General features: G+C 59.3%; 7 protein-coding genes. 4 read left to right on the forward strand and 3 right to left on the reverse strand.

From position 1 onward, the window contains the following. Positions 1 to 809, reverse strand: an 809-nt coding sequence (locus RMO15_RS27325) for an alpha-L-fucosidase (protein WP_309720330.1), incomplete at its 3' end; no start/stop codon positions are given. A 176-nt stretch (positions 810 to 985) separates the two neighbouring features. Between RMO15_RS27325 and RMO15_RS27330 the strand changes: the two genes are divergently transcribed. The 3 genes from RMO15_RS27330 to RMO15_RS27340 all read left to right on the forward strand — a co-directional run bounded on the left by RMO15_RS27330 (position 986) and on the right by RMO15_RS27340 (position 4,164). Next, positions 986 to 1,300 carry a hypothetical protein gene (locus RMO15_RS27330; protein ID WP_309720333.1) on the forward strand — a complete coding sequence of 105 codons (315 nt, stop codon included), beginning with the start codon at positions 986 to 988 and terminating at the stop codon, positions 1,298 to 1,300. Next, a complete protein-coding gene (locus RMO15_RS27335) occupies positions 1,297 to 3,228 on the forward strand; it encodes a sulfatase-like hydrolase/transferase (RefSeq protein WP_309720336.1) in 1,932 nt (643 codons plus the stop codon). The genes RMO15_RS27330 and RMO15_RS27335 overlap by 4 nt, the downstream gene beginning before the upstream one ends. Positions 3,229 to 3,321: 93 nt before the next feature. Continuing rightward, positions 3,322 to 4,164, forward strand: coding sequence for a PEP-CTERM sorting domain-containing protein (locus RMO15_RS27340; protein ID WP_309720339.1), 843 nt, complete (start codon positions 3,322 to 3,324; stop codon positions 4,162 to 4,164). Here the strand turns inward: RMO15_RS27340 and RMO15_RS27345 are convergent. Together RMO15_RS27345 and RMO15_RS27350 are read right to left on the reverse strand one after the other, a co-directional pair. Then, complete coding sequence (locus tag RMO15_RS27345; protein ID WP_309720342.1) at positions 4,126 to 5,475, reverse strand: BNR-4 repeat-containing protein; 1,350 nt, start codon at positions 5,473 to 5,475, stop codon at positions 4,126 to 4,128. The genes RMO15_RS27340 and RMO15_RS27345 overlap by 39 nt on opposite strands. Before the next feature lie 78 nt (positions 5,476 to 5,553). Then, entirely contained in the window at positions 5,554 to 7,404 is a 1,851-nt protein-coding gene (locus RMO15_RS27350) for a heavy metal translocating P-type ATPase (protein WP_309720345.1), read from the reverse strand. A 212-nt stretch (positions 7,405 to 7,616) separates the two neighbouring features. On the opposite strand from RMO15_RS27350, the gene RMO15_RS27355 reads away from it, so the two are divergent. Next, positions 7,617 to 7,877: a hypothetical protein gene (locus tag RMO15_RS27355; protein WP_309720348.1), complete on the forward strand. Its 261-nt coding sequence runs from the start codon at positions 7,617 to 7,619 to the stop codon at positions 7,875 to 7,877. Positions 7,878 to 8,055: the final 178 nt, after the last annotated feature.

An 8,055-nucleotide genomic window follows, 5' to 3' on the forward strand; every position in this document is an offset into this window, starting at 1 on the left:
GAGAAGTCCACTTCGGCGGGAATCCAAGACTTGCCGTCGCGCATCCCTGAGAGCAGCTTCTTCTCGTCCATCTGCCCGACGCCGTCTTTGGGGCCAATGGTGATCGTGTGCCAGCAGGGATCGCCCGCAAAGCCGCGCTCCGTTCCCACCCAGCGGGCATCCCAGCCGATGTCGCTCCAGACACAGGCATCGGGCTGGAGCTCGCGGATAAGCTGCCAGGTGGTGGGCCAGTCGTAGTAGGTCGTCCGATCAATCTGCCGCGACTCGCGCTTGCCACCGTAGTAGCCATCGCCGCCGTTGGCACCATCGTGCCAAGTCTCAAAGATCGGCCCATACCAGGTCAGAAGCTCGCGGAGCTGCTCGCGGTAGATGCGCGTCACGTACTCTGGGCTGCCGTAGAGGGCGTTATTGCGATCCCAGGGCGAGAGATAGACCCCAAACTTCAGCCCTTGCTTCTGGCACTCCCGCGCCAGCTCTCCGACAATATCGCCCTTGCCGTTTTTGTAGGGACTCGCGCTGATATTGTGCTTGGTGGTCTTGGTTGGCCACAGACAAAAACCGTCGTGGTGCTTACACGTCAAAATCGCGGCCTTCAGCCCGGCGGACTTCAGCGAGCTGATGATCTGCTTGGCACTGAACTGGGTTGGGTTAAAGATGCTCGGGCTCTCGTCGCCGTAGCCCCACTCTTTATCCGTGAAGGTGTTGGTCGTGAAATGCAGAAAGGCATAAGTCTCCAGCGTGTGCCACTTAAGCTGACGGGGACTGGGAATCGGGCCATACGGGGCAGGCAGGTCGTTGCGAGTGCTCATGAACACTAGGATACCCGGTTACCACTTGTTGAAACCAGAGGCAGCGAGGAGTTGAAAATTCCTCGTAAACGCACGTAAAACCATCACACGATTTGAGACAGGAGGCAATTTTTCAAGAGTTATGCTAAACTACTTTAGCTAAGTTCTGCACCACGTCGTGCTCATCTGGAGTCTCTATGAAAACGGACAACGACTATCTCACCTCGCCGCTTGGTGCTCTAGCGCAAGTCAAGCTACGCCTCACTCAAGGGGCTCCCGAGCTGCAACCGGCACTGCGTGCTCTTACCGAGCGAGTGGGCGTGGATCTCTGGAACTACCAGGCACCTGGCGGGGGCAGTATTCGCAAGGCGCTGGACTTTATCCCGCTGCTCGGTCAGGCAGCAGTGGCCTACAAAGAGCCGAGCTACGAGCAGGTGCTCTCGGGCATTCCCGCATCCAGGAGTGCACAGGTGCAGCTTCTCCACCCGAGAAAAGAAACAAAACGGCTATGAGTGTCTCCGAGCCTACGCGTCCTCATATCCTCTGGATCACCGCCGAGGACATCTGCCCGAATTTAGGCTGCTACGGCGATCCGGATGCCGTCACGCCCCATCTTGACCAGTTCGCGGCCCGGAGTGTGCGCTACAATCAAACCCACTCGGTGCACCCGTGCTGCTCGCACAGCCGGTCTTGTCTGGTGACGGGGGTCTATCCCACGCGCCTGGGGACTTTTCAGCACCGTAGCACGATGAACGTGCGCCCCGAGCTCGTTAAGTGCTTTCCAACGCTCCTGCGTGAGGCGGGCTACTACACATTTAATGGGATGCAAGGTGGTAGCTCCAAGCTGGACTATAACTTTGACCCCCAGGACCAGCCCTGGGATGAGGTGGGCACCAGGCCGAGAGTCTGGCGCAACCGTGCCCCCGGTCAGCCCTTCTTTGGTCAGATCAACCTGTACCGCTCGCACCAGAGCCAGTACGGCCACCGTAAAGTGGGCACCAAAGATCCCAAGCCCGCGCCTTTTGTCCACGATCCGGCCCACGTACGAGTGCCTCCCTACCATCCCGATACCCCCGCGGTTCGTGAGATCTGGGCGGAGTACCATGATCGTATCAGCGAGGTGGACGCTCACTTTAAGGGCCTGATCCAGCAGCTAGAGGAAGATGGCCTCGCCGACGATACCATCGTCTTTTTCTTTGGCGACAACGGCCACGGCATTCCGGGCGGCAAGATCTGGCTCTGGGAGCAGGGGCCACATGTGCCGCTGCTTGTCCATATTCCTAAGAAGTGGGCGCATCTGGCCGCAGGGATAGGGGCAGCGGGCACCGCCACCGACAGACTGATCAGTTTTCTGGACTTCGCCCCCACGACGCTCGCTCTGGCAGGCGTGCCGGTTCCGTCCTGGATGCCCGGCGTGGTGTTTTTGGGCAAGCGTGCTGGAAAGCCACGCCGCTATGTCCATGCCGCCCGCGACTGGCACGACGGGGCAGACTTTGACACCAGCCGCATGGTTCGCGACGCACAGTTTCACTACATTCGAGACTTCATGCCCCATATCGGCTGGGATGCCATCCAGTACAGCTGGTACCGAGCCCCCTACATGCTGGAAGAGTGGCGTCAGCAGGCCGTGGCCGGGAAGCTAAAAAGCGGCACACGTCAGGCATGCTTCTTTCAGAGTAGCAAGCCCTCCGAAGAGCTCTACGACCTGAAGGCCGATCCGTTTCAGATGCACAACCTCGCCGACGACCCGCGCCACCAGAAGACACTCCGACGGATGCGGGGGGAGTGTGAGCACTGGATGCAGGAGCACCACGATCTGGGGCTCCTCTCGCAGCACGAGCTTTACGTTCGCTCCGAGAGAGACTCGCCCTACGAGATGGGCCAGGATGTGCAGCGAAACCCGATCCAGCGCCTGATCGCGGCAGCCAACCTTGCCAATCGTCGCGACGTCTCCACGCTCCCTAAGCTGCTGGCCCTCCTCAACGATCCCGATGGTGCCCTGCGCCGCTGGGGAGCAATCGGCCTGCTTGCCCTAGGTGAGAAAGCAATCGCGGCAAAAACCGCGCTGCAAGAGGCAGCCCTCCACGATTCTTCGCCCGATGTGCGCCTGACGGCAGCGGAGGCACTCTTTGCCCTAAAAGAAAGTCAGGCAGCGCTACCGACTCTGCTTGAGCTACTCACCCACGAGAGCAGTATCATCCGCAACGAGACCTTACTGGCGCTCTGTCGCCTCGGGGAAGTGGCCCAAGACGCCCTGCCACACCTGCCTAAAGCGCTGACGGGAGACAGGAAGTATAGCATTGGCTCGGATGACAACCTGCCCAGCTCCGTGAAGCTCGCCCAAGCCTGCTTAGCTCCTCCGACGAAAGCCACCGCCTCGGCTCTTGGCACATCCCCGGTGGCTACGGCGCGACAAACGCGTGAGAAATACCTGCGCTGAGACGGCGCATGCGGATCAGATTAGATCTAAGTTGCAATAGAGAAAAACCCGATACTTTTACCAGGTAGCTTGTCTGCCGGGAAAGTAAAACTGATGTCTCGTCTTTTTAAAAAACAAGGAGCTGTATCTCACCTTACAGCGCTCACGTGCAGTCTCGTCCTAGTCACCTCAAGCGCCCATGCGGCCTTCACCATCACCCTCAACTTCGATCCCAGTGTCACAGCTCCCCAGCAGACGGTATTCAACACTGCCAAAGCCACCTGGGAGAGCCTTGTCACGGGCTACCAGCCGGGAATCTCGCTCACAGGGATTACTATTAATGCCATTGTTCATCCCATTGATGGGGCTGGGGGTATCCTAGGAGGAGCAGGTCCCGATTTTACAACAACTCAGGCAGGCTTCACGCTCACCACCAGCGGCTCTATGGAGTTTGATTCCGTAGATGTCGCGAGTATGAGCAATGAGACGTTTAATGCTGTCATCTTGCATGAGATGGCGCACGTCATGGGCCTTGGAACACTATGGACGAACAATGCGGTCTATGTCAATAACAGCGGCCAGTACACGGGTGCCAATGCCTTAGCCGCCTACCAGTCGGAGTTTGCTGCCGGGGCAACCTTTGTTCCCATTGAGCTTGGCGGCGGCCCTGGCACCGCCAATGGACACTGGAACGAAGTGGACGGTGGCGGTGGGGCAACGGGGATTGTGGGGATTAACCCCAATATTGCTAACTCCTTCGGAAAAGACTTTCGCGATGAGCTGATGACAGGCTGGCTCAATAGTAACAGCTTCATTAGCAATACCACTGTCATGTCTTTCCGAGACATCGGCTTCACCACCGTCAATCTCGCTGTCGTTCCAGAGCCTGCCAGCATGGTAATTTTCGGCGTGGGCCTGCTAGGACTTGCGCGCACTCGCCGCCGGAGCCAGAGCTAACAATCCGAGAGCATCTTGGGTGGGAGCGCTAAAAACCAGAGGTTGTACGGTCTCTGTGGTCATTGCCTCGGGGAGAGTGAAGACCGTGTTATCTTTCGTCGCAAAGTGAAGCCGTGAGAGATGCAGCGCACTCTCCTCATCAAGCGGGTTACCATCGGCCCAGAGCGCGTAGAAGTTTTCGTGGGCGTTAAGCGGACGGCGGACGTAGGTGTGATTGCGCGAAGCCTTGGGCGTGAGGGAGCGTCCCTTCTGCCAGGTCTTCCCAAAATCATCCGTTGTCCAGACAAAGACCTCGCCACCAGTCGTGCCTGGCTGTGGCCCTGTCCCTGTGGGCGCGACCACCCGCCACTTCCCCTCACCTTCGATGTAGAGCGAGCCATGGTCGTAGTTATGATCAGACTCGGTAACGGTGTTGCGCTCCCAGTCTTTGCCTGTCCAGCGGGCAGTCCACCACTCGCGTGGCCCACTCGCTGTCCCCGGCTCAAAGCCCTTGCTCGTGAGATACAGCACGATGACATTGCCCGCCGCGTCATACGTCACATCTTTCAGATAGACCAGCTTGCCCTCTCTCTGGTAGTCGAAGACCAGTGCCGGGTTCGGGGTCTGCGTGAGTGGTAGAATCAGCTTCTCCCCCGAGAGACTTGTCCAGCTCTTGCCTCCATCGCGGCTCTGCATCACATAGAAATTGGTGCGTGCATTGAGCCCGCCAGGGTTTGGGTGGTAATCAAAGACGGTCGTGATAACGCCGCGCTTCGTGTCGGGCCAGCTAATCTGGTAGTGCCCCTGCGCAATAAACGCCGTTGGCTGTGGCTCCTCCCAGGTGCGCCCATCGCGGCTCGTCTGGCAGAAGAGACCCCGCCCTTTGCTGTAGCGTGTGTGCAGAAAGACGAAGCCGTGCTCTTTAAACCACCAGGGCTGGCCATAGGAAAAATTCGTCTCCAGCACTTTTTCCCATGCATCAATCTCATAGGGCTTTGCGCTTTTGTGGATATACGATGGCCTTCCCGTCCCATGAGAGTTCGAGAACACCCAGAGATAGCCCTCGCCATCTATTGCCAGCGTCGGATTGTCATGGGCATCATCGGTTTTCTTATTGAGCAGCAGTGCCGGGCGCGGAACCGCGCCTGTTGCATGATCGAAGTAGCTCACCGCGTGCCAGAGCGTGTTCTTTCCCGGCGGCGTCGCACCGTAGACAAAGAACGTCTTGTTCGCCTTGGGCGCGTAGATCGCAATCGGGACATGCTGCTGAGGGTACGTCGCAAAGCCCCCACTGTACTTGTAGCGCAGTGGGCCTTTCACAGGCTGGTTCATGTACCAAATCCCCCGATACCCCGTATCGCGTTCTGCTTTGAAAATCGCCATGAGCCATTATACACAGCACGCGCAAACTCAATAATCCGAGAGCACCTTGGGTGGGAGCGCGGCGCGGAGGGCATTGAGAACTGCGAGGACATCAATGATCTCTTGGGCCACAGCACCAGTCACGGGCGAGAGAAACCCGGCGGCTCCGAGGAGCATTCCGATAATACTGAGTGCCATACCACCCACTGCACTCTGAAGCGCGATGCGCCGCATGCGCTGACCGATGTGCATGAGGACGTCCACTTTTTCGAGCGAGCTGTCGAGAATTACCGCATCGGCGGCCTCTCCCGTGATCTCGGAGTTGTTGCCAAAGGCGATCCCTACTGTGGCCGCCGTGAGCGCAGGCGCGTCATTGATGCCGTCGCCCATGAAGACCGTCGGAGCGTTTTCCGTCTCCTTGCGCACGAGCGCCAGCTTCTGCTCGGGGCTCTGGCTGGCGAAGACCTCGGTGATTCCGACGCGCTCGGCCAGATAGGACACTTCGCTGGCACGATCCCCAGAGACCAGGAGCACGCGCTTGATCCCATGCCGAGGCGCGAGGTGCTGGATAAAGTGCTTGCCCTCGGGCCGGGGCTCGTCGCGGAAGCGCAGCGCCCCCGCGTAGAGATTATCCACGAGGACGACGCACTCCATTCCCGCCACGGCCTCGGGGAGCGCAGCTGCTTGCTCGGGGTAGAGCGCAGCGAGCTTCTTGCGGCTGGTGACATGCACACTACGCCCGGAGATCTCCGCACGAAGCCCATCGCCGGGAAGCTCGCGCACCTCGCTGGCATCCCGTAGCGTGACCTTACGCTCCTCGGCGGCCTCTAAGATCGCGCTGGAGAGCGGGTGCTTGGAGTAGCGCTCCAGGCTCGCCACTAAGACAAGCAGCTCGTCTTTGTCAAAGCCTGGCGCGGTGAGCAGCTCGGTGAGCTTGGGCTTGCCGTAGGTGAGGGTTCCAGTCTTATCAAACAGCGCAATGCGACACGTGCTGATGTTCTCCAGCACCGATGGGTCTTTGACAATAATGCCCTTACGCGCCGCCAGCGAGATCGAGCCAATGATGGCGATGGGAATGGCGATGAGCAAGGGGCACGGGGTGGCGATGACGAGCACTGCCAGAAAGCGTAGCGGATCGCGGGTGAGGAGCCAGGCGATCAGCGCAATTCCCACCGCGAGCGGTGTGTACCAGGCCCCGAGCTTGTCGGCGATCCGGCGGAGCTGGGGACGGTTCTGCTCCGAGTCGCGCATCACCTGCATGATCCGGGCGTAGCGCGAGTCCTGGGCGGGCTTGTCGCAGCGGATAGTGAGCGCACTCTCGCCATTGATCGCTCCCGAGAGCACCGTGGTTCCGGGCGCTTTGGAGACCTGATACGGCTCCCCGGTAAGATACGACTCGTCCATTGCCCCGTGGCCGTCGAGCACCGTGCCATCTACCGGGCAGAGGGCGTGGGGAAAGACCACGAGCGTATCCCCCACCACAACCTCCGCCAGCGGAACCTCGGTGAGCTTGTCGCCGTCTTTGCGCTGCGCCAGGGTCGGCATGCGCTTGGCGAGGGCTTGCAGCACCGATGACGCACTGCGCGTCGCGTAGGCCTCCAGCGCCTCGCCACCCGAGAGCATCAGCACGACCAGCGCCCCGGCTAAGTACTCGCCCAGCAGCACCGACGTCACAATCGAGATCCCCGCCAACAAGTCCGAGCCAAACTCTCGCTTGACGAGCTTCTGCAAGAGCTCCAAGACAAGAGGAATACCGCCGAGCGCCAGCACCACAAAGAGCGGCAGGTTGGTTAGAAGCGCAGCGGCATGAATGCCAAAGCGCAGACCCAGGTGGAGCGCGATCCCAATAAGCGCCAGCAGGGCGATCCCAAGCTGTAGTCGTGTTGTTTTCTCGTGCATAGAATCTCTCAAAGCAAAAGCCCCGCGAGACGTAACGATCTATCGTCAGTCCCACAGGGCTGGATGTCTTGTTGCATCCCTAAGTTCCTAGGAAGAGGCCCGGCTGCACTTGTTGGAGATCCCCACAAGCCGCCTGATCTGAGAGAAGTCTATCCCAGGGCTCGCTCCGTTACCATCCCCCAAACGGCGGAGTTTCCACGCTACAATGCATCATGCAATGGGTTTTACGTCTGCTGAGTATCCTCGGACTAGCCCTGTTTCTTTTTGTGGGCCAGCGGGAGACGTTCCATCGACTGTCACAAGGGAGCTGGGGACAGAGCCGACCTTGGGTGCACGACTGGCTCCTGGGCGGGGTCTTGCTCGCCGCCGGAACACTGGTGGCTATCTTCTGCCCGAAAAAGGAGCTGGCCGTGGTAGCATCCTTGCTACTGCTTGGCGGAATCGTCTTCTCGTTCCAAGGGCTACTTAGCTAACACTGCATTGACCGCAAGACCTTCATTGAAATGCCTCAGCGACGGTGAAGGAGCGCAAACCCAGTTTCTGTTTCAAGAGCGGGGCGACCGTTTGGCAGCTGTAGGTCGTCTCAAGCTCAGGAGAGTAAAGTGAGCAGCAGCCGTCCACCCCGACATAGACTTTAAAATCCGGTTGGTT

Source organism: Armatimonas sp., assembly GCF_031410135.1.
Taxonomy (GTDB): Bacteria; Armatimonadota; Armatimonadia; order Armatimonadales; family Armatimonadaceae; genus Armatimonas.

Coding starts and splice junctions, on each gene's coding strand:
- RMO15_RS27335 (WP_309720336.1), top strand. CDS start 1,297: ATGAGTGTCTCCGAGCCTACGCGTCCTCATATCCTCTGGATCACCGCC.
- RMO15_RS27340 (WP_309720339.1), top strand. CDS start 3,322: ATGTCTCGTCTTTTTAAAAAACAAGGAGCTGTATCTCACCTTACAGCG.
- RMO15_RS27355 (WP_309720348.1), top strand. CDS start 7,617: ATGCAATGGGTTTTACGTCTGCTGAGTATCCTCGGACTAGCCCTGTTT.
- RMO15_RS27350 (WP_309720345.1), bottom strand. CDS start 7,404: ATGCACGAGAAAACAACACGACTACAGCTTGGGATCGCCCTGCTGGCG.
- RMO15_RS27345 (WP_309720342.1), bottom strand. CDS start 5,475: ATGAACCAGCCTGTGAAAGGCCCACTGCGCTACAAGTACAGTGGGGGC.
- RMO15_RS27330 (WP_309720333.1), top strand. CDS start 986: ATGAAAACGGACAACGACTATCTCACCTCGCCGCTTGGTGCTCTAGCG.